Origin of the sequence: uncultured Algoriphagus sp. (genome assembly GCF_963974835.1) — a bacterium.
GTDB lineage: Bacteria > Bacteroidota > Bacteroidia > Cytophagales > Cyclobacteriaceae > Algoriphagus.
The window spans coordinates 1,040,746-1,066,916 of the sequence record NZ_CAXBET010000001.1 but is presented as its reverse complement, the minus strand read 5'-3'; the positions used below and the strand labels follow the sequence as shown (position 1 = coordinate 1,066,916).

The 26,171-nt window shown below is 40.4% G+C and carries 24 protein-coding genes; 15 read left to right on the top strand and 9 right to left on the bottom strand.

All coding sequences use genetic code 11. From position 1 onward, the window contains the following. From AACZ73_RS04700 to AACZ73_RS04690, 3 genes are all read right to left on the bottom strand, one after another. The gene (locus tag AACZ73_RS04700) at positions 1-1,194 is read right to left on the bottom strand and encodes an aspartate aminotransferase family protein (protein ID WP_339875845.1); all 1,194 of its coding nucleotides are present in this window, start codon (positions 1,192-1,194) and stop codon (positions 1-3) included. Positions 1,195-1,197: 3 nt separating this feature from the next. After that, the gene (argB, locus tag AACZ73_RS04695; RefSeq protein ID WP_339875843.1) at positions 1,198-2,013 is read right to left on the bottom strand and encodes an acetylglutamate kinase; all 816 of its coding nucleotides are present in this window, start codon (positions 2,011-2,013) and stop codon (positions 1,198-1,200) included. 403 nt (positions 2,014-2,416) lie between these two features. Then, the gene (locus tag AACZ73_RS04690; RefSeq protein WP_339875842.1) at positions 2,417-3,613 is read right to left on the bottom strand and encodes a polysaccharide pyruvyl transferase family protein; all 1,197 of its coding nucleotides are present in this window, start codon (positions 3,611-3,613) and stop codon (positions 2,417-2,419) included. Positions 3,614-3,801: 188 nt separating this feature from the next. On the opposite strand from AACZ73_RS04690, the gene AACZ73_RS04685 reads away from it, so the two are divergent. The 10 genes from AACZ73_RS04685 to AACZ73_RS04640 all read left to right on the top strand — a co-directional run bounded on the left by AACZ73_RS04685 (position 3,802) and on the right by AACZ73_RS04640 (position 14,928). Further along, positions 3,802-5,388 carry a hypothetical protein gene (locus AACZ73_RS04685; protein WP_339875841.1) on the top strand — a complete coding sequence of 529 codons (1,587 nt, stop codon included), beginning with the start codon at positions 3,802-3,804 and terminating at the stop codon, positions 5,386-5,388. Then, a complete protein-coding gene (locus AACZ73_RS04680; protein ID WP_339875840.1) occupies positions 5,375-6,319 on the top strand; it encodes a glycosyltransferase in 945 nt (314 codons plus the stop codon). Before AACZ73_RS04685 ends, AACZ73_RS04680 begins: the two co-directional genes overlap by 14 nt. Before the next feature lie 5 nt (positions 6,320-6,324). Continuing rightward, positions 6,325-7,395: a glycosyltransferase family 4 protein gene (locus AACZ73_RS04675; RefSeq protein ID WP_339875838.1), complete on the top strand. Its 1,071-nt coding sequence runs from the start codon at positions 6,325-6,327 to the stop codon at positions 7,393-7,395. 27 nt (positions 7,396-7,422) lie between these two features. Further along, the gene (locus tag AACZ73_RS04670) at positions 7,423-8,634 is read left to right on the top strand and encodes a glycosyltransferase family 4 protein (RefSeq protein WP_339875836.1); all 1,212 of its coding nucleotides are present in this window, start codon (positions 7,423-7,425) and stop codon (positions 8,632-8,634) included. Further along, on the top strand, positions 8,631-9,848 hold the full coding sequence (locus tag AACZ73_RS04665) for an O-antigen ligase family protein (RefSeq protein WP_339875834.1): 1,218 nt from the start codon (positions 8,631-8,633) through the stop codon (positions 9,846-9,848). The genes AACZ73_RS04670 and AACZ73_RS04665 overlap by 4 nt, the downstream gene beginning before the upstream one ends. Beyond that, positions 9,845-10,837, top strand: coding sequence for a glycosyltransferase family 1 protein (locus AACZ73_RS04660; RefSeq protein ID WP_339875832.1), 993 nt, complete (start codon positions 9,845-9,847; stop codon positions 10,835-10,837). Before AACZ73_RS04665 ends, AACZ73_RS04660 begins: the two co-directional genes overlap by 4 nt. 8 nt (positions 10,838-10,845) lie before the next feature. Further along, positions 10,846-12,552, top strand: a complete 1,707-nt coding sequence (locus AACZ73_RS04655; RefSeq protein WP_339875830.1) for a right-handed parallel beta-helix repeat-containing protein — start codon at positions 10,846-10,848, stop codon at positions 12,550-12,552. A 3-nt stretch (positions 12,553-12,555) separates the two neighbouring features. Next, positions 12,556-13,473, top strand: a complete 918-nt coding sequence (locus AACZ73_RS04650; protein WP_339875828.1) for a glycosyltransferase family A protein — start codon at positions 12,556-12,558, stop codon at positions 13,471-13,473. 168 nt (positions 13,474-13,641) lie between these two features. Next, positions 13,642-14,361, top strand: coding sequence for a sugar transferase (locus AACZ73_RS04645; protein ID WP_339875827.1), 720 nt, complete (start codon positions 13,642-13,644; stop codon positions 14,359-14,361). 156 nt (positions 14,362-14,517) lie between these two features. Next, positions 14,518-14,928: a DoxX family protein gene (locus AACZ73_RS04640; RefSeq protein WP_339875826.1), complete on the top strand. Its 411-nt coding sequence runs from the start codon at positions 14,518-14,520 to the stop codon at positions 14,926-14,928. Between the two features lie 9 nt (positions 14,929-14,937). On the opposite strand, the gene AACZ73_RS04635 is transcribed toward AACZ73_RS04640, so the two are convergent. The 3 genes from AACZ73_RS04635 to AACZ73_RS04625 all read right to left on the bottom strand — a co-directional run bounded on the left by AACZ73_RS04635 (position 14,938) and on the right by AACZ73_RS04625 (position 18,913). Then, complete coding sequence (locus AACZ73_RS04635; RefSeq protein ID WP_339875824.1) at positions 14,938-17,055, bottom strand: PQQ-binding-like beta-propeller repeat protein; 2,118 nt, start codon at positions 17,053-17,055, stop codon at positions 14,938-14,940. Positions 17,056-17,208: 153 nt separating this feature from the next. Beyond that, a complete protein-coding gene (locus AACZ73_RS04630) occupies positions 17,209-18,477 on the bottom strand; it encodes an APC family permease (protein WP_339875822.1) in 1,269 nt (422 codons plus the stop codon). A 112-nt stretch (positions 18,478-18,589) separates the two neighbouring features. Further along, complete coding sequence (locus AACZ73_RS04625; RefSeq protein ID WP_339875820.1) at positions 18,590-18,913, bottom strand: Rieske 2Fe-2S domain-containing protein; 324 nt, start codon at positions 18,911-18,913, stop codon at positions 18,590-18,592. Between the two features lie 108 nt (positions 18,914-19,021). Between AACZ73_RS04625 and AACZ73_RS04620 the strand changes: the two genes are divergently transcribed. Beyond that, complete coding sequence (locus AACZ73_RS04620; RefSeq protein ID WP_339875818.1) at positions 19,022-19,765, top strand: hypothetical protein; 744 nt, start codon at positions 19,022-19,024, stop codon at positions 19,763-19,765. Between the two features lie 63 nt (positions 19,766-19,828). On the opposite strand, the gene AACZ73_RS04615 is transcribed toward AACZ73_RS04620, so the two are convergent. The 3 genes from AACZ73_RS04615 to AACZ73_RS04605 all read right to left on the bottom strand — a co-directional run bounded on the left by AACZ73_RS04615 (position 19,829) and on the right by AACZ73_RS04605 (position 22,825). Then, positions 19,829-20,971 carry a cysteine desulfurase family protein gene (locus AACZ73_RS04615; protein ID WP_339875816.1) on the bottom strand — a complete coding sequence of 381 codons (1,143 nt, stop codon included), beginning with the start codon at positions 20,969-20,971 and terminating at the stop codon, positions 19,829-19,831. A gap of 170 nt (positions 20,972-21,141) precedes the next feature. Further along, positions 21,142-22,536 (bottom strand): phosphoglucosamine mutase, encoded by a 1,395-nt coding sequence (gene glmM, locus AACZ73_RS04610; RefSeq protein WP_339875814.1) that lies wholly within the window; start codon positions 22,534-22,536, stop codon positions 21,142-21,144. A 58-nt stretch (positions 22,537-22,594) separates the two neighbouring features. After that, positions 22,595-22,825 (bottom strand): hypothetical protein, encoded by a 231-nt coding sequence (locus AACZ73_RS04605; protein ID WP_339875812.1) that lies wholly within the window; start codon positions 22,823-22,825, stop codon positions 22,595-22,597. Positions 22,826-22,897: 72 nt separating this feature from the next. Between AACZ73_RS04605 and mazG the strand changes: the two genes are divergently transcribed. The 4 genes from mazG to fumC all read left to right on the top strand — a co-directional run bounded on the left by mazG (position 22,898) and on the right by fumC (position 26,141). Beyond that, complete coding sequence (gene mazG / locus AACZ73_RS04600; RefSeq protein WP_339875810.1) at positions 22,898-23,707, top strand: nucleoside triphosphate pyrophosphohydrolase; 810 nt, start codon at positions 22,898-22,900, stop codon at positions 23,705-23,707. A gap of 89 nt (positions 23,708-23,796) precedes the next feature. After that, on the top strand, positions 23,797-24,177 hold the full coding sequence (locus AACZ73_RS04595) for a RidA family protein (protein WP_339875808.1): 381 nt from the start codon (positions 23,797-23,799) through the stop codon (positions 24,175-24,177). Positions 24,178-24,180: 3 nt separating this feature from the next. Next, complete coding sequence (locus tag AACZ73_RS04590; RefSeq protein ID WP_339875806.1) at positions 24,181-24,666, top strand: hypothetical protein; 486 nt, start codon at positions 24,181-24,183, stop codon at positions 24,664-24,666. Positions 24,667-24,740: 74 nt separating this feature from the next. Beyond that, positions 24,741-26,141: a class II fumarate hydratase gene (gene fumC / locus AACZ73_RS04585; protein WP_339875804.1), complete on the top strand. Its 1,401-nt coding sequence runs from the start codon at positions 24,741-24,743 to the stop codon at positions 26,139-26,141. Positions 26,142-26,171: the final 30 nt, after the last annotated feature.

The following is a 26,171-nucleotide window of genomic DNA, read 5'->3' as shown; positions in this document are numbered from 1 at the left end:
TTAGGCTGCAACTGTAGTTTCGGTAAGGATTTCGTCAAACTTTTCAAGGAAAATATTCAGCTCATCTCTGCTGATATTAAGTGCAGGAACTAGCCTTAAAATATTTCCAGCTGTCGCATTGGCTACAATTCCTTCTTCCAATAAGCGAAGCACGTAAGGCTTAGCTTCAGATTTCATCTTTACTCCTAGCATCAAACCTAATCCTCTTACAGATTCTAGTTCATCATGCTTTTCAATCAGTACATTCAATTTACCTCTCAGCCACTCGCTGGTTTCCGTAGCTCTTTTGCATAGCTGCTCGTCATTGATCACCTCAATAGTTGCAATCGCTGAAGCCGCAACCAGTGGATTTCCACCGAAAGTCGTCCCGTGATCGCCAAACTCAATTGCACTTGCAACTTTCTCGTTACAAAGGACAGCTCCAATAGGCGCTCCACCACCAAGACCTTTGGCCAAAGTCATGATATCTGGCTGCACACCATAATGATCCTTAGCAAACCAATTCCCAGTTCTTCCGATGCCACATTGGATCTCATCAAAAATCAGCAAAACTCCTTTTTCGTCACACAACTTTCTCAATCCTTCCAAATATGCTTTTTCCGCAGGAACAACTCCACCTTCACCTTGAATTGGCTCTAGGATCACTGCTGCAGTTTGCTCATCAATGGCAGCCTCAATAGCTGCAAGATCATTAAAAGGGACTTGAGCAAAACCTGTAGGAATAGGTCCAAATCCTTGCTGATATTTCTCTTGTCCAGTAGCGATCGTCGCTAAAGTTCTTCCATGAAAGGAATTATGCATGGAAATAATTTTTCCGCCTCGACCCTGCTTGTGCGCATATCTACGGGCAATTTTGATCGCTCCCTCTACAGATTCAGCTCCACTGTTTGTCAGGAAAACACGATCCAAACCTGAGATTTTCACCAACAATTCACTTAATGCTACTTGCTGTGGGCTCACGAAAAAATTAGAAATATGCATCAACTGGGCAGCCTGATCCTGAATCGATTTCACCACCGTCGGATGGCAATGCCCAACATTATTAACAGCTATACCAGCTAATAAATCAATGTATTCTTTCCCATCTGCATCCCACAATCTTGAACCTTTTCCTTTAATAAATGCTAAAGGAAAGCGGTTGAAAGTTGGTAAGTAATTCTCTTTGTCCTTGGTATATAAATCTTGATTGTTCATAGTCTATTTTAGAGTTAAAGTGGTTCCAATTTTCTCATGATTGATCACATAGTCAGCGATTTGCTCTGGCTTGGTCCCATTCAAAATAATCGCTTTCTGTACCCCTTCTTGTAAAGCCAGTAAGCAGGATTGGATTTTAGGGATCATTCCTCCTTGAATTGTTGTCCCCATGTGTTCTTTCACAGCCTTTTCATTTAGTTCGTGAATGATAGATTCAGGATCTGGGTAATTGAGAAAAAGTCCATCCACATCCGTCAATACTATAAGTTGATCGGCATTCACAGCCGCAGCAAGTTTCCCCGCAAAAGTGTCCGCATTGATGTTATATGAAGTACCATCAGCTCCGTCAGCGACACATGCCACCACCGGTACGTAACCCGCTTGGCAGAGTAAATTAATCAGCGTATCATCTATTTCCGTGATTTCACCCACTAAACCAAGATCGACAAAACTCCCATCTGGGGATTTGTGCTGGTACTTTTTGGCCTGCACCATTCCTGCATCCTTACCTGAAAGACCGATGGCTTTTAAATTATTATGATTGAGCGTAGAGATTAAGTCGGCATTGACTTCTCCTATCAGAGCTTTTTGGATTTCTGCGAAAGCTGTAGCTTCCGTCACTCTGAGTCCATCCACAAATTGTGATTTGATGGCAGCTTTTTCTAGTGCTTTATTTATAAAAGGCCCACCTCCGTGCACCATGATGACTTCAAATCCCGCCTCTTGAAGTTTAAAAATCTGTGCTGCTATTTCTTGCTGCAACTGGGGATTGATCATCGCATTCCCACCATACTTGATGAGAATTCTTTGCTTAGACATTTCTACTTTTTTTATATTAAATTGATTTTTTCCAAACCTGGCTCTCCCTTATGGAGCGACAGAAATGGAAATAAATCAGAATTGAATTACAACTATTAAATGGTGATAACTTGATAAATACAGGTTTAACTTATTTAACCTGACACTTTTAAAACAACCTTCGTACCGAAAAAGGATATTTCCGAGATTACGTTAGTGTTATTGGAATAGTGAAACATAAAAGTCCTAAAAGACAAGCATCAATTAATTAATTGATGAAAAAGGTGACAAGCTGACAGTCCCAATGGAAAGTATTTGTATTATAAAATATAATTCAATCAATTCTTCCTCGGACTTTTATGAATTGAACAGCCAATAATCACAAATACAACTTAGCCTGCCATGTGATAGCAAATCAGAAAACCTATGAAGATTTTTCCATTACCTCCACCATTTTATCAAATCCCTTTTTGATTTCTGTGAATTGTCTAGCTCGAGAGGCTTCCAAATCTTCCTTCGTAGCATTTGTTGCAATTATGAATTGCTTGTAAATTTCAGAGAATTCTACTGACCGCTGATTACCTTCCAATCCCCAAGTGGCCAAATAGGCACCTAGCTTTTCTACCTTTAACCCTACATGGGGCACAGCGTAACTTAATGCCGTAATTGCTCCATGCAAACTAGTTCCGACATAGCACTTTGCATTAGCTATTAAGTACATAATGTCCCAGATATTGTCTGCATCAAAGTAAGTGAAAGGGCTTTTTAAAAGTGTCCCAATCTCTTGCAATGCTTCATGATCGTCATGATCCAGCGCTTTCCCGATTGGGCAAAGGCAGATTTCAGTAATGCCTTTTTGATAAATCTCATCCAGACCATCCGCAATAGTCTGTTCATGGCCACGCGTAGTTTTCTTATTTATTTGTGCAAAAACATACTTTCCGGCGTGCTCAGCCACATACATAGCAACCTCTGGTGTCACCCTTTTATGGAGAAAATTCAACGGGTAAAACTCGGACATCAAGATCGCTGAATCAGGAAAGAGGTCTGCGGTTAGACCATTTACCTTCAAATTATCAACCGTCAGTTGATCTCTCACAGCAAAATAATTTGCATTCTGAAGCTTTTCCTTTAGGAAATCATACTTTTCAAAAGTTGCTGCGCTCAGTCCAGAACCACCGAGAGAATTCAGCGTCACAGACTTCACTCCTGCAAAATCAGATTTATCAAACACAAAGGGAAGTGTGGTTTTTCCTTTCAGGATTTTCTTGGTCCAGCCATTCAAATCCAATAATTTATTTACTCTGACATGTCTCTTATTGATACGTTGGAAAAGTGGATTAAGAGCTGCATAGAGAGAATTCCATGTCACGCCCAGTGCCTCTCCGCCAGCAATAATCACATGAACAGGCTGATTTGGATCGCTACATGCTTTGTAGAATTTTTGTAAACCTTTAGTTGGCAACCCTCCAACATTTGTAAGATCACTCTCAACTAAACCGAAATATTCGAATTGAAAATCCTTTCCATAGGTACTCAATTGCCTTTCGATCACGAGTGGAAAAAGTAAATCCCCGTAATTATATCGGTCAAAGGCGCCAATAATTAAGACTTTTGTCATGTGCGTGTTTTTAGTAAATAAACCATTGACCTTAGTCCATGGCTCTTGGTACAGAACCTCAACTCTCTTGGAATATGCTTCAAGTAGTTTGTTAAAAGTTGAGTGTTTCCTAGTCGATGCTATCCTTGCAAAAAAGATACTTGATTTTAAATCCAGAGAAATTAAGCTGAGGAACTATTTTTGGTAAGATGGTCGTAAATTCAGTACAAAATCATCATAAGACTATTTTGAGCACCAAACCAGTTGCAGTCCATCGTATTTTTTCAGGTTCAGTCTGGGGGATTTTAGCTAAAATTCTCGATGCCGCCGCTAAGTTCATTACTATTCCATTATTGGTGGGCTATTATGGCAAAGCCGACTACGGATTGATCGCCCTGGCCTTTTCCCTTAATGCTTATTTAAGGCTCATGGATTTAGGAATGAATGTGGGTTCTGTACGCTTTTTCTCCATGTGGGAAGCAAAAGCTGACTGGGAAAATATCGGAAAAGCTTCCCGCTCCAGTATCATTTTCTATGGCACAATAGGATTAGTAAATGCACTGATATTTGTATTTATGGCCAATTACGGCCAGTTTTTCTTCAACCTAAAAACCGATCAGATCCCAACTTACCGGATCATGATGTACATACTTTCGGCAAGTACAGTCCTGAATTGGCTATCAAATGTGATCATCCAATTGCTTAGCGCTAAAGATGAACTTGGCTATGTAAACCGTGTCACGGTAGTCAGTAGTGTATTGAATTTTCTCGTGGCAATTATTGCGATTCACTTCAAGTGGTCGCTGCCACTTTATTTCCTATTCTACACTATTTCTACGCTTGTCCCTATTCCATTGAATATTTTAAAGTTGGGGGTATTCCCTATTCCTAGAATACAACTTCTTAAGCCGCAATGGGATGGAAAGATTTTTAGAGAAATAATCGGATACAGTTCTGCTATATTCTTGATGGGTTTATTTCAGCTCACAGCAAATGAATTGCGGCCAATTCTTTTGGCGAAATTCGCTTCAGGTATAGACGTATTGACGGATTATCGTGTGATCCAGACTATTGCGATGCTGATTATTTCCTTTGGTACAATCTTCCTGCAGGTGCTTTTGCCATCAGCATCCAAAGTATATCAGGAGGGAAATCATCCTAAAATGGAGAAGATGGTTTTTACCGCAACCCGATACATTTCTATCTTTTTGAGTTTTATTGTCTTTTTGCTGGTGTTGAATTCGGAATCAATCCTACTCCTCTATATGGGGAAAGATTACCTCCATTTGGCAGTTTGGCTGAACATCTGGCTGCTCACTGTACTGCTTAATATGCATAATACTCCTGTTGCCAGCCTAGTTCTTTCTTCGGGCAAAACCCGCTTCCTGATTTACTCTTCAGCGACAGCATGTATTTTATCAATTCCGATTACCATCATTCTAGCGCCCACGCTAAATGTGGGAGCTGCCGTAATTGGGTACTTAGCTTATATGATGATTCAAATAGGTTTTTTCTATATTTATTATATCCCAAAAGTGCTGAAACTTGATAGCAAGAAGATTTTCTTAGGTGCTTTTTCCCCTTCTGTTCTAGGGGCTCTTATTTCATTTGCAGCTGCTTTTGGTGCAGGTAAATGGATAAAGATGCCGGAAGGTCTGCTTGGAATGATTATCAGTTCGGTGATTTTCACTACGGTTTTTGCCGCAATTCATTTTCTGTTTATCATCAAATCCGCAGATATAGAATTTCTGCGCACCAAACTTTTGAAAAGAAAACCATCCAATGAGCAAGAATAAATTTTCGATCTGTATTCCTGCTTACAAGAGCAAATATCTGCAAGAATGTATAGATAGCATCCTTGCGCAAACTGTTGAGGACTTCGAACTGATCATTTTAAATGACTGCTCGCCCGAGCCAGTGGAAGAGATCGTATTGAAAAATGAGGATTCCAGAATCCGACACTTTAAGAACGAAAAGAATGTTGGCGCCTATGATTTGGTGGACAATTGGAACAAATGTCTAGAGTTATCTACTGGGGAATATATCGTCATAATGGGTGATGATGACCGTTTAGCACCGGATTATTTGGCTGAGTTTGAAAATCTCATTCAGAAATACCCAGAACTAAATGTCTACCATTGTCGCAGCAAAATCATTGACGATGATGGTAATGATGTCTTGCTGACACCAGCCCTTCCGGCATTTGAATATGTTTATGATTCGATCTGGCACCGCTTGCGTCAGCTCCGCTCAAATTATATATCAGACTACCTCTACAATACTTCAGCCCTGAAAGCTCAGGGAGGATTCTACAAACTTCCGCTCGCTTGGGGATCAGATGACATTACAGCTTTTATAGCATCTGCAAGTAGGGGAATTGCTCACTCGAACAAGCCAGTTTTCGAATACCGAAGCAACCGCCTTTCCATCACTTCCACAGGAAATGACCTGCATAAAATGATGGCAGATGTAAGTTACTCAGAGTGGCTGAGTAATTTTTTGCGTGATAATCCCCCACACTCTTCGGATACAGTAATTTATAAACATTTGCTGCGGGAAAAGGACAAATACATGCATGATAAGAAATTGTACACCATGATGCTTTCCATGCGTAGTAATCCATTCGAAAAAGCAAAGACATGGATGAATTCCAAGGATAAGTTCGGTTTATCAATTAAGGATATCGGAGTAGCGCTGGCGAAAAGTATCAAATCAAAAAGCTCCTGATACCGATGGCCTCACATACCAAAATCATCTTCAATCCCTGTGAAAACAAGGAAAATCAATACATCGCTATTTTGGTAAATGCGCTGGAAAAACACGGGTACGATGTGAACCGATTGGATGATTTTCTCTCTTCAAGCAAGCATTATAAATCCATCAAATTGCTTCATTTGAATTGGTTTGAAAATTTGGACGACAGCAGTGCTAAGAGCATGTGGAAGAGCTATTTCCGTAAATTGATAGTGCTAGCGGCAGTTAGATTGGGGAAGAAAAAGCTGGTATGGACGATGCACAATAGACTTTCCCACGAGAAAAAGTCGGGCAAATTAAGTAGAGCCTTAACCGAGAAAATCGTCTCACAAGCAGATGCGATCGTAATTCATTCAAAAGTCTCAAAGGAAATATTACGAAGCCAATACCCAAATCTAAACGCAAAAATTGTCCATATTCCTCATCCTGATTTCGTCGGTGTATATGGTCCGATGATTCAAGAAACCGACGAAAAAGAGAACAAAAAATTAAAGTTGCTTTTCCTAGGTGCGATCAAACCTTACAAAAACATTGAGTTGCTAATCGAAATAGCGAAGAAATTTCCAGAATCAGTTCATATAACCATAGCAGGAAACCCTAATTCAGAAGCTTATCGAAGTGATTTACGAAAATTAGCTGAGGGAGCTGGTAACGTTTCTCTTCAACTGAAATTCATCCCTGATAGTGATTTACCAAAATTTATTCATGAGGCCGACTTACTTATTCTTCCATATTCTCTGGAAAGCAGTCTAAATTCGGGAACAGTCATTTTAGGATTTTCCTATGGCAGAACAGTGATTTGTCCGAAAATTGGCACTATTGATGACTTAGAAGCAGGCGAAGATGTTTTTGATTACAGTTATTCTTCCCAATCCGAGCACATACAGGCATTAGAAACACAGGTTCAAAAAGCAATACATGTTCACCAAGCAAACCCGATTTTACTAATCGAAAAAGGTCATAGACTGAAGGATTTGATATTAAAGAAAAATAACAAACAAAACGTGACCGATAATTTGATCAGGCTATACGAAAGCTTATTAAATTAATACATCTTTTTTAGCTAACCCCAACTAATGAAAATACTATACATCAACTCTCTTTATAGTCCGCTGATTGAAGGTGGCGCAGAGATTTCCTTGAAACTGATTGTGGAAGGCATGAAATCTCTCGGACACGAGGTCGTGGTGTTGAGTTTGATGCCCGAAAAAGGATTGAAAAACGAGTTGGTTGATGGTGTAAAAGTCTACAGGGCAGGATTGCAAAATGCCTACTGGCCGTATTCCAAATCCAAGAAAAACATGCTTTCACGACTCAATTGGCATTATCAGGACCAGTTCAACGAAAGAATGGCAGATGTAGTCATGGAAATTTTGGAAGCAGAAAATCCCGATATTGTTTCTTGTCACAACCTTGCTGGTTGGTCAGCAAAAGTTTGGGAACCCATCTCAAAGACTGGAATTCCAATCGTACAAGTGCTGCATGATTTGTATTTGCTTTGTCCAAACAGTAACATGTTTAAAAATGAGCAAAGCTGCGAAACGCAGTGTTTCAGTTGTAAGCTTTTGCGAAGCCACCACGCGGAAAAATCAAAGCAAGTCTCAGCAGTAGTAGGAATCAGCAATAGTATTTTGCAGCGTTTTATTGATTTCGGATACTTCTCCAATGCTTCCAAAAACATTATTTATAATACGCGAACAATTCCAAATCCTGCCCCAAAACCTCTTAGAAAATCCGAACAACCGATTCGTTTTGGATATTTAGGTACTATTTCTAAAGTAAAGGGATTGGAATGGATGATAGAACAATTCAAAATATTGGACTTCGAAGCCACCTTGAGTATAGCTGGAAAGGGAGAAAAATCTTACGAACAGCATCTCAAAGAGTTGTCATCAGGATCAGCAGTTGAGTTTGTAGGTTATGTGAACTCCACTGAATTTCTAGCAAATATTGATGTACTTATTGTGCCTTCGCTTTGGGAAGAGCCTTTGGGAATGGTAGCAATCGAAGCATTAGCGAACCACGTCCCTGTAATTGCTAACAAAAGAGGTGGACTACAGGAAACTGTAAAAGATGGAATCAATGGACTCTATTGTTATGATCATTCGCCTGATTCCTTAAGTGCTGTGATGCGTCAGATTTATTTTGAGCCAGAGCTATACAATCAGTTTAGCAAGGCAGCAAGGGAGTCTGTTGCTTCTATTTTGGATGCTAATCGATTGATCGGAGAATATGAGACAGTTCTGAAAAAGGCTTTGAACAAATCTCAAATAGCTATTTCCAAATGAGTACACCGGAAATTACACTGACAAATCAGACCTCAGTCCTTGAAGGAAACCAATGGAAAGCTATTTCCATTGCTGAGACGCTGTTTTTGCTTTCGCTCATTTCCATGTTTCTCCCCGTGAAAATATATCCAGCTATTTTCCTGTTGAGTTCCTTCTTTTTTTACAGAGAAACTCCACAGATAAAGTTTCCAAATTGGTCAATTGCCTTGGCTGTTTTTAGCACCTATTCGGTAATCAGCTACTTGATTAATTATCCAGGTGAACCTCTTGCTCTGACCAACATCATTAAATTGATAATCAACTTTTGCTTTCTCTTTTTTGCAATAAACTGGCTTGGTTCCCGGGATAATGAGTCACTAGTTGCCAAGCTTGATGCGGTTCTTCTTACTGTATTGGCCTTATCGCTGGTGCAGCTTCTGATTTATCATCAGGCCTATGACTTCAAACTAATCTTCGGAAGCGAGTCCTCGGGTCAGGGAAGCGCACTGTATCGCAAATCATTATTTTATTGGGGATTGGATGACAAAAATATGTTTGGTGCACGCATAGCGCTAATGGGATTTTCCTTCATCTGCTTACCCGTTGTGTTGAAAAATAAGCTTGCCATCTGGAGAATAATTTTTGTTTTTCTGGTTGCTTTCCTAAGTCTTTCCCGCACACCAATAGTGGCTTTACTACTAGCTGTGTTTTTCCTAATCTGGATTTCTGTGGATAAAAAATGGAAAATCGGGTTATTAATTTTGATCGGACTATCACTTCCTATCGTTCTTCAAAAGGTAATACGAGTTGATTCTTTAACTTCTTCCAACGACGGAATGGGTGTCCGTCTCGTCTATTGGAAAGCTTTTTTTCAGCATTTTGATACGATTTCTCCTTTAGGAAATGGCTTCTTAAGCGCACCGGAATTTCTCGGAACTTATGCCGATTTCTATCGTGGAGAGCCACACATTCACAATACATTGATGTCCACTTATCTGGAAATGGGAATTGTAGGATTTATTGCCTACCTGGCATTCTTGGTGTGGTTTGTTAAAGATTGCTGGCTGAAGATGGACAATTCAAGACTTTGGCTTGCACTTTTCCTCCCCATTGTCGCCATTATGATGATTTTGTATTCCGGGTATGACAATGATGTGGTGATGTACTTCTGTCTAATCTACTTGATCGGTTCCCTGCAGGAAGTCAATTTCAAAAAGGTAAAAATCAGTTTATGAATTCACGGAAGAAGATATTGGTTGACAGTCGCTGGGCTGGAAATACCGGAATTGGTAGACTTTATAAAGAGGTAATGAAGTATGCTCCATCGGAAGCATCCTTTGAATTTGTAAGTAGTAAAATGGGATTGGGTAGCCTGCTATCTCCGCTGATGCTGGGTGAGGAAATTATGAAATCAAATGCGGAGGTTTTCTACAGTCCGTCGTTTATGCCTCCGGCTTTCTCCAAAAAACCTTTCATTTTCACCGTGCATGATTTGATGCATTTGTTTTACTATTCCAAGCTTCATAAGATTTACTATCAACAAGTGATAGCTAGGCTGGCCCCTAAAGCCAAGAAAATAATAACGGTATCTCACTTTAGTAAAAGCCAGTTAGTGGAATTACTGGGAATTCCTGAAAGCTTGATAAAAGTAATTTATAATGGGGTGGACAGCCATTTTCTTCATAATGAAGAAGAATTTGAAAGTTCAAGGCCTTATTTTCTGTACGTAGGAAATAGAAGGAAAAACAAGAATGTTCCAGCTATGCTCACTGCTTTCGCGAAAGCAAAAATTCCCCACGAATTCATGTTTTTTCTCTCCGGAAATTCAGATGTGGAACTTGAGTCGTTAATAACGAGTCTAGGCATAGAGAAAAGGGTTCGATATTTGGGATTCATCGAGGAATCAGATTTACCCAAAATATACAAGGGTGCCCATGCTACCTTGTTTGCCTCGCTGATGGAGGGTTTCGGTTTGCCGATAATCGAATCCATGGCTTCAGGCACACCTGTCTTGACTTCCGATACTAGCTCACTTCCTGAGATTGCAGGCGGATCTGCACTCTGTGTAAATCCTACAGATATTTCTGCGATTCAGGCAGGAATAGAAAAACTGGTAAATGACCGGACGTTTTATTTGGACTGCGTAGTGAATGGGCTCGAGCGGGCAAAGGATTTTAGCTGGGAAAAAACTGCAGCTGAAACATGGGAAACTATTCTTTCCTAAACCAACGTATGATAAAACATTTTCAAATCTTAGTTACATTCTTCATCGCGCTACCATTTTTAGGAATGGGCCAAACCGATTCGCTCGAGAGTGGAAATAAAATCAATGTGCTTGAAAATGGAATTTTGGCAAGGTCAACTATTGATCAAACAGAAAAAATCCAACAAATAATTGATCAGGCATCTGAGGGCGACACTGTTTTCTTCCCGGAAGGCCAGTATCTCATAAGAACAATCCTTTTAAAATCAGGTGTAAACATTCTTTGCGAAGGAATCATCAAACATCATGAGTCGGCAAAAGCTGGAGAGTATTCCATCGAAAAGCAAAACTCACCAAATCCTCTTGTTTTTGGTCAGGGAGTAAAGAATGTGAGTATTTCGCTGAATGGACAATCAAAAAACGAAGGAATCTATCTTCTGAAAAGCCACCAGATACGCATTTATAATACAGAACTAATTGGCGATTCGACCAAACGTAGAGCATTTCCAGGCATCATGACATTTGAGTCAAGCGGGATTGAGATTGCTAATACGAAAATCCACCATTTCGGAATGCCTCGAACAGAGACTCACAGCTATCAGCCGGGAACTGGTATCCGCATTTTATCCAGCAACACCATTTCCATCCATGATTCGGAGATATACAGAAATGGGGAGAATGGGGTATTTATCCACGGAAGTAGAAAAGTAGAAGTCATCAACAATGTCATACGGCACAATGGCATGTCTGCTATACAAGTAGCATTTGGCGATAGTGGCAAGGAGAAAGACTACAATTTTTCTTACAATATTCTGGATACAAATGCCTCGGATGCTATCGACATTAACAATAGATCTAAAGAAAAAGCAAAGGATATTGAGTGTTTGATTACTGAAAATATCACCTGCGGAAACGGCTATGTAAAGGGAGAATCTACTCCAGATGGGTCAGGAATCGTAACACTAATCAACGTCTCCAATGTGGCGATTTATAAAAATGAAGCCTATAGAAATAATAGGCCGGCTATCTATGTAGAGAGCTGTGGGTTAATTATGGCAAAAGAAAATTGGGCTGATAACCAAGTAGAAGTCACTCTCGATCTTGAAGAATTGCTCTTGGAGAAAAATAGATTCAGCAGCATTAATTTGATCGCTAACACGAAAGCGCAAAAAATTCATCTCAGAAATAATGAGATGGGTTCCCTTTCACTCCCAAATGATATCCAGGTAGAAAAGTTCGTCGTGGAAAATAACAGCTTTTCGAATGCTAATTTCAATTTCAACATGAAAGGAAGGATGCTTTTAACAGGTAACAAGATTAAAAACACTTCGAAGAATCCTGCGATTTTGATCACCAGAGCGGACGACGCACTTATAGAAAACAATGAAATTATCAGTCAAAATTTCTCAGCGATTATTCTTCGAAAAACGGCTAAAAACGTTCAGATAATAGGCAATCAAATACAATCTTTTAACACCGCCATTTTTGATGACAACTCTAAAGAATTGGTAGTGAAAAATAACAAAATCACATCCATCGCTGGTGGAGATGAAAATCAGGCATTTCGAAGTCACTATCCCAACAAGTTAACGTTGGAGGGAAATGAATATAGAGGAATAAAAAATACTGAAACGGTGCTACTCGTGGGTAATGGGAAAGCGAGCGTCGGTAATGAAAAACTCATCTCAGGCACAGCCAATTATGGAGGTGTGGACATTTCAGAAATTTATTTTTAAGCTATGCGTGTAAATCTTTTTATCCCTACACTGAATGCCGGTCCTATTTGGAAAGATGTGCTTGCCGGAGTGGCTATGCAAAACTACCCGATTTCTAGGTTGATTGTAATAGACTCAGGTTCCACCGATGGTACGCTGGATTTAATCAATGAGGAAACTTGCGACTTGATCCAGATTGACAAGAAGGATTTTGACCATGGCGGTACGAGGCAAATGGCAGCGGAAACTTTTCCAGATGCGGATGTTTTTGTCTTTCTTACCCAAGATGCAATCCTTGCAGATCCAGATGCTATCCGTGTGATGGTAGAGACCTTGGAAGAAAATTCTGAATTAGGAATGGTGTATGGACGCCAGCTTCCACATAGAAACGCCAAGGTTCTAGAAACGCATGCTAGACTGTTTAATTATCCGGCAGAATCTAAAATTCGGAGCTTGGAAGACGCTGATCGTTATGGAATTAGGACAATTTCTTGCTCAAATTCTTTTGCAGCATATAGAAAAACAGCCTTTTTTGAAGTAAATGGCTTCCCTGCCGGATCTATTTTAGGTGAAGACGTATTAATAGCGGGAAAAATGTTGCTTGATGGATGGAAAATGGCGTACCTTTCGAACTCCAAAATACACCACTCACATGATTATTCTGCCACTGAGGAATTCAAAAGGTATTTTGACATCGGCGTGTTCCATGTCAACAATCAATGGATATTCGAAAAGTTTGGCAGGGCAGAAAGTGAGGGCTTCAAATATCTCAAATCAGAACTCAAATACACTTTTAAGCACAATCCGCTATTGCTCCCAAAATGCCTAGTCGCTACTGGAGCCAAATTGATAGGATACAAGTTAGGTCTTCACTACCAATCACTACCTATCTCGCTTCGCAAGTCCTTTTCTATGACAAAGGCCTACTGGAGCCGCGCCTGATATTAGTTTATTAGGTAAATACACTCACGATGTGTGGATAGCCTCCACACAATTTATGTTAATTTCTTCTTAAAACGTCTTCAAATGGGTAAATGAGCCATATATGTACTTGGCACCCCAATTGGATAATGGATACTACCACAATATTTGACTTAAAATACTAAACCAATGATACGTAATTCTTCACACCAACAAGAGATTGTCTTTAAAGGCTACCAATCAGGGCGAATGATCCCTGACCTTTTCTCCTTAACTAATATTTCTAGAAGCTCAGTTTCACAAACAGTGAATGAGGGATTAGAATTAACTACAAGATTTGTAAAAAGAACATTTGATATTCTTTTTTCATCCGTTGCTATTCTTGCAGGCCTACCGGTTTTTCTAACCTTGATGTTGATTACTAAACTAACGTCAAAAGGTCCTATCTTCTACAAGCAGGAAAGAATCGGAAGAAATGGTGAGCCATTTAATATTTTGAAGTACAGAAGTATGATCGTTGATTCTGAGGTGAACGGTCCACAGTTGACTACAGATAATGATCCTAGAATTACTAAGTGGGGTAACTTCATGAGAAAAACTCACTTGGATGAACTTCCACAATTCTTCAATGTATTGATGGGTGATATGTCGATAGTTGGGCCTAGACCTGAGCGTGCTCACTTTATACAACAGATTGTTGCAAGACAACCAAAGTACGCACAACTTCTTACGCTACGTCCAGGTATTACATCCATTGGACAGGTTAATTACGGATATGCAGAAACTGTTGAAGAAATGTGTCAGAGAGTTCTATTGGATTTGAAATATCTGACTAGCATTAATTTATTAACTGATTTGAATATCATAGGTCAAACTGTGATGACCATGATCAACAAAAAAGGTAAATAATTAAGTTATAAAACGTTTAGTATAGTCAAAAGCGATCTCTATTGAGGTCGCTTTTTTTGTGCCATATTATACGAATATGTTACTGGTCATGTAAAAATCCCTAGATTTTAGGAATTCAAATTCTATTTTAGAAGTGTTTGTACTAATTTACCCAAAATGAAAAAAACAGTTATTGAAGATATTGGACTACTGATTTTGAGAATAGGAGCAGGAAGTATGATGTTGACACATGGCTATCCAAAGCTGATGAGATTGTTTGGTGACGAGCCTATTGAATTTATGGATTTTCTTGGTATCGGACCTGTCATTTCCCTATCGCTGGCAGTTTTTGCTGAGTTCCTTTGCTCTATCTTGATTATAATAGGTTTCAAAACAAGACTTGCTGCCATACCTTTGATGATCACTATGCTTACTGCAGCATTAGTTGCTCATGCAGCTGATCCATTTGGTAGAAAAGAATTGCCTTTACTATATTTCATCGTCTTTTTGTGCATACTCATTTTTGGGCCAGGAAAGTTCTCCATCGATGGCCTGAGCGACCGCAAATCCATGTACTACGGAGGATAAACTATCCAATCAATCGGGTAAAGCAAAAGCCACATAAGCGTCCCCACTTTTGGTGCCTTTCCCTCCACCACAGGCGATCACTAGGAATTGTTTACCACCTATTTCATAAACTGCAGGCGTGGCATGTCCCGAGGCAGGAAGTTTAGCTTCCCATAATATTTCACCAGTTTCCTTATCGAAAGCTCTGATTTTCTCATCCTTTGTAGCCGCGATAAAAAGGACACCACCAGCTGTAGCTACAGGACCACCATAATTTTCGGTGCCGGTAGGAGCAAATCCCTGGGCGCTTAACGAATCAATTTCCCCTAAAGTAACCTGCCATTTTTTCTTCCCAGTACTCATGTCAATGGCGGTCAAAAGACCCCAAGGCGGGTTTGATCCGTACATGCCATCTTTAGTGACCAACTTTTTATAGCCATCCATATAATAGCGAGGAAAAAGCTGTGAAGGTGCACCTTCCATTTCTTGCTTATCCCCTTCATCTGGGGCTTTATCCAAGAGATAGTCTAACAGAACCTTCTTATTTTCATCAGCTATATGAGCAAAAGAGGGCATCGCTCCCCTTCCTTTTTGAAGCAAAACAGCCAACGAATCATAGGTGTATTTTTCCTTCACTCCCAATAAACTTGGAATCGCCGGAGGGTTTCCTTTTCTATCTAATCCATGGCAATTCCCACAAAAGTTAGTGTAAACAGATTTACCAATATTTTCAAAATCCGCATTCGGAGTCATTCCTATTACCCAAGGAATTTGATTCGCATTCACATATAACGTCTGATTTGTAGGGTCAAAAGATGCACCGCCCCATTCTCCACCTCCATCCATTCCGGGGAAAAGTACCAGAGGTTTGGTCGGATGAGGAGGAGCCCAAGTATCTCCATAAATCGCATTTTCCAATTGACTGCGGATGTCAGCTTCCCACTGAGGTTTTAGATTTAAAATATTTTTGTCCTCGAAAACCATATTCATAAACGGCTCTGGTAATGATGGAATAGGCTGAGTCGGAGAAGTATACTCCCCCGGCATCGAAGACTGAATCATAGGCGTTTCTACAATGGGCCAAACCGGCTCCCCTGTCTCCCGATCAAAAACATAGGTCATCCCCTGCTTAGAAATCTGTGCGACTGCATCTATCCAATTTCCATCCTTCTGAATTCGAATCAGGTTTGGATTTGCAGGAAAGTCCCTATCCCAGACATCGTGATGAACTGCCTGAAAATGCCAAATTCTTTCACCTGTTTGGGCATTCAGTGCAATCAGAGAATTGGCATAGAGATTATCCCCTTTGCGATAGCCTCCCCAAAAATCATAGGTAGCTGAGCCGGTTGGCACAAATACGATTCCTCGCTCTTGATCCACCGTCATTCCAGCCCAGTTATTGGCGCCGCCAATCTGTTTTATATTCGCTGGGTCCCAAGTTTCATAACCAAATTCGCCCTCCTGAGGAATCGTGTGGAAAATCCATTCCCGCTCACCAGTTCTGATATTGTAGGCACGAATGTGGCCTGGTGCAGCATCCAATCCTTCGGAAAGTCGCATCCCAATAATCAACAAATCACCATACACCACGCCAGGAGCATTTGCTACAATCAGGAAATCCTCGCGTTCTGTATCTAATCCTTTTCGAAGATCAACTTTACCCTGATCTCCAAAACCCAGAATCGGCTCGCCTGTCTCTGCATTTACTGCCATCAACCAATTTCCCGCTCCAAAAAGAATTCGTTTATCATCACCATCCTCCCAATAGCTTACACCACGATTTGTTCCTGCCCAGGAATTTTCTCCTCCCAGCACCTCAAAAGGATCAAATCTCCAAACTTCCTGACCTGTTGCTGCATTTACTGCGAACACATTTAACGTAGGCGTGGAGCTATAAAGTAAACCATTTACTACAATCGGCTGACATTGAATTTGCGAGCGCTCGGTTGCATCTCCAGTATGGTATGTCCAAGCCACTTCCAGCTGGGACACATTTTCCTTAGTGATTTGAGATAAAGAAGAATATCTCGAACCATCTTCTGGGCCTCCATAGTGCGACCAATCGGTGTAGTCAATTTCTGAAGCTTTCTGCTGGCAGGCAGATAAAAGTAAAATAGAGCCAAAAGCAATAGGGAGGAAAGCTTTCATGGAATAGGTTGAGTTGGGTTTGAAAGCAAAATATTCAGAAAAATTCAAGTTACAATTCTCAAATTCAATAATCTAGAGAAAAACAAACAAGAACTTTGCGGTGCTTAGTTGGTAAAAACAACAATCAAGCTTATTGATATGCATTATACAGAGCTATCCTTTCCGCGCAAAAATTTTATGCACCCCATAAATCACAAAACCCAACGCTGTCCAGAGTACCATGTCTGTAATTTCCTCTAGTTGAGTGCTACTGAGAAGCCAGATCGTTGCTGCTATTCCCGCGACTGCCAAGGGTATTCCAAACTTTAACTTGTAGTAATCTGCATCTGGTTGACTTTTGCGCAAGCGAATCAAAGCTCCGCAAACCAATAGGTAAATCAACAATCTAGCGATAACAGAGATCGCCAGTGACCCCATAAAATCCCAGACTGTTGCGACGATAATAATCAGAACAGAAAAGAATAAAACTGCAACTGTTGGCGTGCGAAACCGGGGATGAACAAAGGAAAATATCTTAGGGAATTGCTGGGATTCGCTGAGCGCAAAAGGTAATCTGGAACCACTCAGGATCTGCACATTGAGTGTCCCCAAAATGGAAACTATTGCTCCAATAGTTATAAACAAGCCTCCACCATAGCCCATAATTCGGGACGCAGCATCAGCTAGGGGTTTGTCCGAAGTAGCTAATTGAGGAAGTGTTCCTATTGCCACTACCTGAATAAGAACATAAAAAACAGTAATGATCAGCGCTCCTGTCATCAAAGCAAAAGGAAGGTTTTTTCTTGGATTTTGGACCTCGCCAGAGATTACCAAACCAGCTTCAAATCCGCCAAAAGCAAAGATTAATAACAAGGCAGAATTAGCAAACTCAGGCATCTCTGGTGGTGAACTGAAATCAAAAGCATCAGCATTTAAAAAGAAAAGTCCAATCACAATAAATATCGTCAGCGGAAACAATTTTGAGACGGTCAGGATATTTGTGGTGCGGGTGGAATCTTTGATCCCAAGTAGATTAATCCCAGTCAAAATCCCTGTAATTACGACTATCATCAGAATTCTCATCCATTCTTCCTGAAAAACAGGAGAGAAAAAAGACATGTAAATGACCAGCAAATTGACCAAAGTGGCATAGCTAAAAAGCCGGGTTAGCATCAAAACCCAACCTACTGCGAAAGCAGGAAGATTGCCAAATGCTTCCTTAATGTAAAGGTAGGGTCCACCAGTTCTATCAAACCTAGAACTGACTTCCATAAAGACTAAGATGAGCACCAGCATTACTACTGCACAAACACCAAAAGCCAACAATGAATACGGTCCAGAAAGCGCAAATGCTTTTGCCGGAAGGCCAAAAATACCTGCTCCAATCACAGAATTAATAATCAAAAAAACCAGATCCCATCTGCGAATTCCGCGCTTTAACATAGTTTGAAATTGGGTGAATGAATTCTTAAAGTAGCTAGAAAAATCAATTCCTAATGAACAAATTCAATATTCAAAAATGAAAATATGATGTGCGGTAAATCGACTTTCAAACTCATGGAAGAAAAATTTTCAACCCTTCATCCGTTAATTCTGTTGGATAAATCTCCAAATTCCCGCAAGAACCCGCTTTTACCTCGCCTGTCTTCAGATCAAATCTGTATTGATGCAAGGGACATATAATTTCTCCTTCTGCGGTTAGCATCCCTTGGTTTAAGGATGCTCCTCGATGCGGACAATTCGCCTGAAAACCTTTGAAGAATTCACCTATTCTAGTCAGAGCAATTTCAAGCTCTCCCAAGTGAATTATATGAATAGCTTTCTCAGGAATAATTTCCAAAACTTGGCTTTTCGAACTACCCAAAAGGATTGTTTTCATAAGAAGCAATTTCTCTAGTCAAACCAACATCGAGCCTTTACATAAATAAAGCATTGGTTTTCTGACGAATCTTGTTGAATTTATAGGTGAATAAAATCCGATATTATCATGAAAGCAACTATACTTTTTTTTACAGCCATATTATTCTTTAGTTGGGCAGAAGCTCAAAGCTTAGAAGGAGCATGGAAACTTTCCCACCAAAATGGCAGGGAAGTGACGGATATGGAATACATCAAAATCTACCAAGATGATTATTTTGCTTTTGGTGCAAAGCGAATAGAGGATAATCATTTCGTCAGCGCAGGTGGCGGGCCATTTACCTATGATGATGATAATTATTTGGAGACTTTAGATTTCTTTACCCTAGACCCTTTACAGGTTGGGACTTCTAACAAATACACTTTGGATTGGGTAAATGAAAAAATGGTTATTTCATCTGAGATAAATGGGAAAATGCTCGTAGAAATTTGGGAAAAAGTATCGGAGGCGGAAGACGATCTTACAGGAAACTGGGTAATAACAGGCAGAAAAAGAGGAGAAGAAATCTCCAGGTCAACGCCCGGAGCAAGAAGAACGGTGAAAATTCTGAGTGGGGGTAGATTTCAGTGGATTGCTTTCAACTCTGAAACAAAGGAATTTTCAGGAACTGGAGGAGGTACTTACACTGCTAAGGATGGAAAATACGTGGAAAGTATCACGTTCTTTTCCCGGGACGATAGCCGGGTTGGAGCCAATTTAAACTTCAATTATGAGGTAATCGACGGAGAATGGCATCATAGCGGTCTCAGTTCAAAGGGTGATCCTATTTATGAGATTTGGACTCCTTATGCGATAGGATATCAGGACAAATAGGAATTTAAAATTCTAAAAGCTGAAATTAAAAAAAGGAGCCTTTTGAGCTCCTTTTTCTATTTCTTATGCTTCTACAGCATAAAGTTCTTTCAACTTCCCGACTGTATAGTCAACTTCTTCTATTGTATTGAATCTACTAAAAGAGAATCGAACTGTGTCCCGATCCGGAGTATGATTGATAGCTCTTAAAACGTGGGAACCTACTGTTGCTCCGGAACTACAAGCTGATCCTCCCGAAGCAGAAATACCTTCTAAATCAAGATTGAAAAGCAACATGCCGCTATTTGCTTCAGATGGTGGTAAGCTTACGCTCAGTACAGTGTAAAGACTTTTATCTAAATCAGCAGAAAGTCCATTGAATTCCACTCCTGGAATCTCACGCGTAAGGCTTTGAATAAAATACTTTTTGATTGCTTCTACATGAAGTTTGTGCTCTTCCATATCTTCATAGGCAATCTCCAAAGCTTTCGCGATTCCGATAATTCCGATCACATTCTCCGTTCCACCACGCATATTTCTCTCCTGAGCTCCTCCATGAATCAATGGGTGGATCTTTCTATCCTTTTTCACATAAAGAAACCCTGAGCCTTTAGGTCCATGGAATTTATGGCCACCAGCAACAATTGCATCTACAGGAAGGGATTTCATGTCATGAACATAATGCCCCATCGTCTGTACCGTATCTGAATGGAAAAAAGCACCGTATTCTTTTGCAAGTGATCCGATTTGATTCAAATCATTGATATTTCCTATCTCATTATTTGCATGCATGAGAGAAACTAAGCTTTTTGGATTTGCTTTCAGCAATTCTTCCAGCTGATTCATATCCAATTCACCTTCCTCATTTACATCCAGAATACTAAGCTTGATATGTCCTTTTTTCTCACAAACCTCAAGTGTATGTAACACTGCATGATGCTCAAGAGGAGATGTAATCGCATGGGTGATGCCGTGGCTTTCTATTCCGCAAACAATCGCTGTATTATCAGCTTCGGTCCCTCCAGAGGTAAAGAAAATTTCAGCAGGAGTAGCATTCAACAATTCAGCAACCTTCTTTCTGGATCTCTCAATCGCAGTCCTAACTTCTCTTCCAAAACTATGGACAGAAGAAGGATTACCATAATGATTTCTCATAAAAGGTATCATGGCTTCGATCACCCGATCGTCCATGGCAGTGGTGGCTGCATTGTCTAAATAAACTTTCATCGTACTCGTGTTGGGTTGTATATTCTTTACGGCGATTACCTGGAGGTATGCCAATAATCGTATTTCCTTTTGGTTGGCTGGACGGATGACCGATGACCGGTGACCGAAGTTGCCTCAATGCTAGAGTTACCTTCTCACTTTGAATTTATATATTTTTAATTCTGTGGAGCTTAAATCATGGAAGCGTTTACTACTTCTTTGATGTCAGCAATAAGCTTTTTAGCTAAATGTTCAGCGGTAGCTTCAGATTCAGACTCTGAGTATATCCGAATGATCGGCTCAGTATTTGACTTCCGCAAATGTACCCATTCCTTTTCAAATTCGATTTTGACTCCGTCTATATCGTTGATTGGATGGTTTTTATACTTCTTTTTGATCTCTAACAAAATTTTATCGACGTCAATCTCAGGAGTGAGTTCGATTTTATTTTTTGAGATATGATAATTAGGGTAAGTAGCTCTAAGTCTGGAAATTGTCTTTCCAAAATATGCTAAATGAGTTAAAAACAAACCAATTCCTACTAGGGCATCGCGACCATAATGAGAAGTAGGATAGATGATACCTCCATTTCCTTCGCCTCCTATTACTGCATCCACAGCTTTCATTTGATTTACTACATTCACTTCACCTACAGCTGAGGCATTGTAAGTTCCGCCTCTTTTTTCTGTGACGTCACGTAGTGCGCGTGTAGAGCTAAGGTTGGAAACAGTGTTTCCAGGAGTCTTTGACAGCACATAATCGGCAACTGCTACTAAAGTATATTCTTCACCGAAGGCCGACCCGTCCTCATTAATAAAAGCTAGTCTGTCCACATCAGGATCTACAACGATGCCTAAATCATAACTTCCTCTTTCCAACTTGTGAGAAATATCTCTTAAGTTTTCCGGAAGTGGCTCTGGATTGTGTGGAAAATGACCATCAGGAGTGCAGTACATTTCCTCTATTTCTGTCACACCTAAAGCTCTCAAAAGCATAGGAACCGCTATTCCTCCAGTGGAATTGACTGCATCCACTACTACTTTGAAATTTCTTGCTTTGATGGCTTCTACATCTACCAATTCAAGATCCAACACGTGCTGAACATGACGCTCGATGTAATCAGTGATTTGAGTATAGCTCCCTAATTTTTTCACTTCAGCAAAAGAGAAATCTTCCTTTTCGGCTTTATCCAAAATGTCCTTTCCTTCTGCATCTGAAATAAATTCACCCTTCGCATTGAGCAGCTTTAGGGCGTTCCATTGAACTGGGTTATGGCTTGCTGTCAGGATAATTCCTCCACCCGCTTTTTCCAATGGCACCGCCAATTCCACAGTGGGTGTAGTACTCAAACCAAGATCGATTACGTTAATACCCATACCCCGCAGAGTAGCCGAAACTAATCCAGAAACCATCTCACCTGAAAGACGTGCGTCTCTCCCAATGATTACCTTAGGATTGTTTGTTTTTTCGAGTACCCAAGCTCCATAAGCAGAAGCAAATTTGACTATATCTATGGGAGTAAGTCCATAGCCAGCTTTACCACCTATGGTACCTCTGATGCCAGAGATTGATTTAATTAGTGACACGTATGGTAATTTGAATTGATTAAAAACTAATAAATCCCGTCAGGTGACAGGATTATCTTTATTTGAATTTGGCCATGACCTTGTCCACTTCATTGTCGGGATTTCCGCAGGTGGTATCACCATCCATGGTTTTACCACAGAATCCACAAGTAGCTCCTTCTTTATTCAGATAAGGACTTTGGGAGGCACATGTCCCCTTGAATTCGCCGTTTTTGAGAAATAATAGCCTTACAGACATCATAATGAAGAATAAAGCAACGAAACCAAGTGTTAGAAATACGGTTGTCATAACGGATAAATTTGCGCAAATTTAAGGCTTTACTTCGAAAACGTCCACAAACCTAGCATAGTTTCCTCACCCATGACAAATTTGAGTACCCGAGCCGAGAAATTGGCAGCTTTTGATAGATTACTTACCATCATGGATGAACTCAGGGAGCAATGTCCTTGGGATAAAAAACAGACGACAGAAAGTCTCAGACATCTGACAATCGAAGAAACTTTTGAGCTTTCAGATGCAATTCTCGAAGGAGATCCAGACGAGATCAAAAAGGAATTGGGAGATATTCTCCTTCATATTGTTTTCTATGCAAGAATCGGATCGGAGGAAGGCAATTTTGATATGACTACCATGATCGATTCGCTTTGCGAAAAGCTAATCCGTCGTCATCCTCATATCTATGGAGACACCCAGGCCGAGGATGAAGAGGCAGTGAAGCAAAACTGGGAGAAAATAAAGCTTACCGAAAAAGGAAATAAATCGGTTCTTGGAGGTGTGCCTAAATCTCTTCCAGCCTTAATCAAAGCAATGAGAATTCAGGAAAAAGCCCGAGGAGTTGGTTTCGATTGGAAAGAAAAAAGTCAAGTCTGGGAGAAAGTTGAAGAGGAAATGCACGAATTCAAGGAAGAATTTAATGTAACTGAAGAAAAGGAAATCGATCCGGAGAAAGCCAGCGGCGAATTTGGCGACTTACTCTTTTCTTTGATTAACTATGCACGATTTATTGACATAAATCCGGAAGAAGCTTTAGAACGAACGAATAAGAAATTCATCAAACGGTTTCAGTATTTGGAGGAAGCAGCAAAAGATTCCGGCAAAAAACTTAGTGAGATGACCTTGGCCGAGATGGACGTATATTGGAATGAAGCGAAATTAAAAGCTAAAGGCTAAAAGACTACGTCGACAAAACCATATCCGCACTTCGCACCTTGTACTTTAGACTTAGTCACCAATTTTGATACTTGACACTTAAAAATAAAATGGCAAATCACATAATCTTCACCAATGAGGCTCCAGCGCCAATTGGACCCTATTCTCAGGCAGTTTTAGCAGGCAATACGCTTTATGTTTCCGGACAGATTGCTTTGGATGCAGAGACTGGCGAATTGATCAATGAGAATATCACTGAGGAAACTCATGCGGTGATGAAAAACCTAGAGGCTGTTCTTAGAGCCGCGGATTTCACTTTCAGCGATATCGTCAAATGCAGTATTTTTATCAAAAACATGGATGAGTTTGGCACAATCAATGAAGCCTATGGACAGTACTTCAAATCCAATCCTCCGGCGAGGGAAACTGTAGAAGTGAGTAAACTTCCTAAAAACGTAAATGTGGAAATCTCATGCATCGCCGTTAAATAAAAATTGAATCTCTTACCCTACGATAGCGAAACCTTAGTCAGCGCTCTTTCCAAAGAGGACGTGCTAAGTCATTTGAATCGTGTGACTAGGGAAGTCAATTATTTGGATCCGAGAACTCAGGTCAAAGGAGATATTCTTTTCAATGGCCTGATCGGTCAAAAAGGATTCAGAATTTCAAAGGTTGTGGATAGAGCCGACACATTTCTGCCTTTGATTTTGGGGAAAATTGAAACAACTCCCCGGGGATGCATACTTTTTATTAATTACAGATTATTTCCAGGAGCACTTTTTTTCATTGCTTTTTGGTCTGTCATTCTACTAGCCTTTACTGCATTTTATTGCTTTATACTTCCCAATTACGCCTATGCCAGCATATGTTTTGTGCTGGGAATTATTAATTACGCAGTAGCCTTGTATTTTTTTAACCGGCAGGTGAAAGCTTCACGGGCAGTCTTTCTTAAGCTCATCAACTTCCAAATGAAGGATTAGCCCTTCTTTTTTAGGGAAAAATGGCTTTTGGGGTTAATTTAGCGCCGCAAAAAAGATTCAATAAAACATACAATATGAGCATCCGCATAGAAAAAGACACCATGGGACCTGTAGAGGTGCCTGCTGACAAATACTGGGGCGCGCAGACCCAAAGATCCATTAACAATTTCAAAATCGGTGGTGAGAAAAACCGCATGCCTATTGAAATCACTAGAGCTTTTGCGATTTTGAAAAAAGCTGCTGCCTTGACTAATGCAGAACTAGGAGTTTTGGATCAGGACAAAGCAGATATCATCGGAAAGGTATGTGACGAGATCTTGGCAGGTCAGCACGATGATCAATTTCCTTTAGTAATCTGGCAAACTGGTTCAGGTACGCAGTCCAATATGAACTCTAACGAGGTAATCGCTTACCGTGCTCATGTGCTTCTTGGTGGTTCTTTGGAAGATGCCAAAAAGAAAATCCACCCAAATGACGATGTAAACAAGTCTCAATCTTCCAACGACACCTACCCGACTGCTATGCATATCGCCGCATACAAAATGGTAATGGAGACTACGATTCCTGGAGTTGAAAAACTTAGAGATACACTTGCTGAAAAAGCAGAAGCATTCAAGGATGTGGTGAAAATCGGGCGTACACACTTTATGGATGCAACTCCTCTTACCCTTGGTCAAGAGTTCAGTGGTTATGTGGCGCAGCTTAATCATGGCTTAAAAGCCTTGAGAAACACGCTTTCACATTTATCTGAATTAGCGCTAGGAGGTACTGCTGTAGGAACTGGTCTTAATACGCCAAAAGGATATGCTGAGTTAGTGGCGAAGAAAATTGCTGAACTTTCAGGACAGCCTTTTGTCACTGCTGAGAATAAATTTGAAGCGCTTGCTGCTCACGATGCCATGGTAGAAACTCATGGTGCATTGAAGCAATTGGCAGTTTCCCTGATGAAAATTGCCAATGATGTAAGAATGCTTTCATCAGGTCCTAGATCTGGAATCGGTGAGATTTTAATCCCTGAAAATGAGCCGGGATCTTCCATCATGCCGGGCAAAGTAAACCCAACACAAGTAGAAGCTTTGACCATGGTAGCTGCTCAGGTAATGGGAAATGATGTAGCTATTTCAATAGGCGGTTCAAATGGTCATTTTGAATTGAACGTATTCAAGCCATTGATCGCTTCTAATTTCCTTACTTCCGCTAGACTAATTGGTGATGCATGCGTGTCATTTAACGATCACTGTGCAGTAGGAATCGAGCCAAACACAGCTATGATCCAGAGACATTTGGAGAATTCATTGATGCTCGTGACCGCTTTGAATCCACATATCGGCTATGAAAATGCTGCTGCAATTGCTAAGAAAGCACATAAGGAAGGCACAAGTTTAAGAGAAGCTGCGATTGCGCTTAACTTATTGACTTCTGAGCAGTTTGACGAATGGGTGAAGCCTGAAGAAATGACGGGAAGTCTGAAGTAAATTTTCCCTAGTCTGCTTAAAAGGAGTAAA

Bases quoted from the DNA above. Each gene is read 5' to 3' on its own strand.
- AACZ73_RS04675 (WP_339875838.1), top strand. From the start codon at position 6,325: ATGGCCTCACATACCAAAATCATCTTCAATCCCTGTGAAAACAAGGAA.
- AACZ73_RS04605 (WP_339875812.1), bottom strand. From the start codon at position 22,825: ATGACAACCGTATTTCTAACACTTGGTTTCGTTGCTTTATTCTTCATT.
- AACZ73_RS04630 (WP_339875822.1), bottom strand. From the start codon at position 18,477: ATGTTAAAGCGCGGAATTCGCAGATGGGATCTGGTTTTTTTGATTATT.
- AACZ73_RS04625 (WP_339875820.1), bottom strand. From the start codon at position 18,913: ATGAAAACAATCCTTTTGGGTAGTTCGAAAAGCCAAGTTTTGGAAATT.
- fumC (WP_339875804.1), top strand. From the start codon at position 24,741: ATGAGCATCCGCATAGAAAAAGACACCATGGGACCTGTAGAGGTGCCT.
- AACZ73_RS04700 (WP_339875845.1), bottom strand. From the start codon at position 1,194: ATGAACAATCAAGATTTATATACCAAGGACAAAGAGAATTACTTACCA.
- AACZ73_RS04640 (WP_339875826.1), top strand. From the start codon at position 14,518: ATGAAAAAAACAGTTATTGAAGATATTGGACTACTGATTTTGAGAATA.
- AACZ73_RS04660 (WP_339875832.1), top strand. From the start codon at position 9,845: ATGAATTCACGGAAGAAGATATTGGTTGACAGTCGCTGGGCTGGAAAT.
- AACZ73_RS04595 (WP_339875808.1), top strand. From the start codon at position 23,797: ATGGCAAATCACATAATCTTCACCAATGAGGCTCCAGCGCCAATTGGA.
- AACZ73_RS04650 (WP_339875828.1), top strand. From the start codon at position 12,556: ATGCGTGTAAATCTTTTTATCCCTACACTGAATGCCGGTCCTATTTGG.
- AACZ73_RS04665 (WP_339875834.1), top strand. From the start codon at position 8,631: ATGAGTACACCGGAAATTACACTGACAAATCAGACCTCAGTCCTTGAA.
- AACZ73_RS04685 (WP_339875841.1), top strand. From the start codon at position 3,802: ATGGTCGTAAATTCAGTACAAAATCATCATAAGACTATTTTGAGCACC.
- AACZ73_RS04615 (WP_339875816.1), bottom strand. From the start codon at position 20,971: ATGAAAGTTTATTTAGACAATGCAGCCACCACTGCCATGGACGATCGG.
- argB (WP_339875843.1), bottom strand. From the start codon at position 2,013: ATGTCTAAGCAAAGAATTCTCATCAAGTATGGTGGGAATGCGATGATC.
- AACZ73_RS04655 (WP_339875830.1), top strand. From the start codon at position 10,846: ATGATAAAACATTTTCAAATCTTAGTTACATTCTTCATCGCGCTACCA.
- AACZ73_RS04645 (WP_339875827.1), top strand. From the start codon at position 13,642: ATGATACGTAATTCTTCACACCAACAAGAGATTGTCTTTAAAGGCTAC.
- AACZ73_RS04680 (WP_339875840.1), top strand. From the start codon at position 5,375: ATGAGCAAGAATAAATTTTCGATCTGTATTCCTGCTTACAAGAGCAAA.
- AACZ73_RS04620 (WP_339875818.1), top strand. From the start codon at position 19,022: ATGAAAGCAACTATACTTTTTTTTACAGCCATATTATTCTTTAGTTGG.
- AACZ73_RS04635 (WP_339875824.1), bottom strand. From the start codon at position 17,055: ATGAAAGCTTTCCTCCCTATTGCTTTTGGCTCTATTTTACTTTTATCT.
- mazG (WP_339875810.1), top strand. From the start codon at position 22,898: ATGACAAATTTGAGTACCCGAGCCGAGAAATTGGCAGCTTTTGATAGA.
- AACZ73_RS04690 (WP_339875842.1), bottom strand. From the start codon at position 3,613: ATGACAAAAGTCTTAATTATTGGCGCCTTTGACCGATATAATTACGGG.
- AACZ73_RS04670 (WP_339875836.1), top strand. From the start codon at position 7,423: ATGAAAATACTATACATCAACTCTCTTTATAGTCCGCTGATTGAAGGT.